This window comes from Paenibacillus agaridevorans, assembly GCF_003112455.1.
GTDB lineage: Bacteria > Bacillota > Bacilli > Paenibacillales > Paenibacillaceae > Pristimantibacillus > Pristimantibacillus agaridevorans.
Map to the genome: position 1 here is coordinate 164,584 of NZ_BDQX01000036.1, position 1,563 is coordinate 166,146.

Here is a 1,563-nt window from a genome sequence, read left to right on the forward strand (position 1 = left end):
TTGCCATCGAAGCCATCGCGGAGGAAGGGGAAAAGGAATGAGGCTGATCGAAGCGCGCATTGACGGATACGGCGAGTTGAATGATCGGAGCATCGGACTGGATGCTCCGGTCATTGTCGTCTACGGGCCTAACGAAGCAGGCAAAAGCACGTTGTTCGGCTACCTGCGAACGATGTTGTATGGTTTCCCGAGACGATCTTCCCCCGGAGAACGACATGAGCCTGCTGGAGGCGGCAGACATGGAGGGAGGCTTGTTTTCGCCGATGCGCAAGGACGCGAATTTCTTTTGGAGCGTTACGCGGCAATTGCAGGCGGAAAGCCCAAGGTAAAGCAGTGGCAGCGCGACAACGGCGAAAAATGGCTTAATGACACGGAATTCGGAACGGAGCGGGTACTGGAGCAGGCCGCATGGGAGGGGCAGTTTCTCGGCGGCGTGCAGGAGCGGCTCTATCGGCAGCTCTTCGCGATCACGTTGTCGGAACTGATGGAAGTCGGTACATTGTCCGGCGGCGAGCTTGGCCGTTATCTCTATCAGGCAGGCTGGGAAGAGGGGCGCGCCGTTGCGGCAGCCGAGAAGCGTATACAAGCCGAGATGGACGAGCTGTTCAAGCCAAAGGGGACAAACCAGAGATTGATCGGCTATGCGCGAACGATTGAATCTCTCGATGCGGAGCTCCGAGGTCTGGAGGACGGCATCGATCGGTTCAATGAACTTACTCGAGAAGGAGAGACGACAGAGCGGGAGCTGGCGGCACTGGAGGGAGCGGTACCGGCTGCAGAAGAGCGTGTTCGGCTGCTGCGCAAGGCCGTGAAAGCCAGGCCGATCTGGCTGCGCGGCATTCAACTGCGCGCCGAGATGGAGCGGCTCTCCGGTGCCGGACATCTGGCTGCGGATGCTTCTTCAGTATGGGATGATTTGAAGGGTAGACGAGAGGTGCTGAAGGAGGAGGCCGTTCGACTTCGCAAGGAGCTGGAGCAGGCAGAGGGCAGAAGGCGGTCGCTTACGTATGACGATACGCTGCTCGCGCGGGGCGACGAGCTCGAAGCGATGCTGCAAGGGGCGGAGCGAATCCGCAGCCTGTCTATGCAGGTTTCGGGATGGCGGGTCGAGCTGGAGTCGCTGGACGAAGTTATCGCCAAGCTGGTTACAGCTATATCGCCCGAATGGACGGAACGTCAGCTTCGTGAATTAATGGTAACGGTAGCAGATAAGGATGATGTTCGGGACGTTCGCGAGCGGATGCTGGTCATGCAGCGCAAGGAAGAGAAGCTGGGAGCCGAATGCGAAGGTCTGCAAGCCAGGCATCTCGAAGCGCAATCGCTGCTTGAGGAGACTGCAACCGCGCTTCGGCTGGAGCGGCTGCCCGAGAGCGCAGCAGGAGGCGATGGCATATACTCGCTGCTGGAGCTGACTCCGTCCGGCCTGGCTCAAGCCTGGTCATCGGTTGATGAAGCGCTTCGCGCATGGGAGCTGGAGCGGGCTCGTCAGCAATCCGCAAGCCCGTCCGCCGACGCCGTGACGAAGGAGGAGTCCATCGCTTCCGGCGGGGCCAGGACAAGCTG

1 protein-coding gene is annotated in these 1,563 nt (G+C 60.1%); it reads left to right on the top strand.

Annotated elements, in window-relative coordinates; genetic code table 11:
* Window positions 1-37: 37 nt before the first annotated feature.
* Window positions 38-1,563 (top strand): AAA family ATPase (locus PAT3040_RS02860; RefSeq protein ID WP_258234801.1); only part of this gene is annotated, 1,526 nt, incomplete at its 3' end.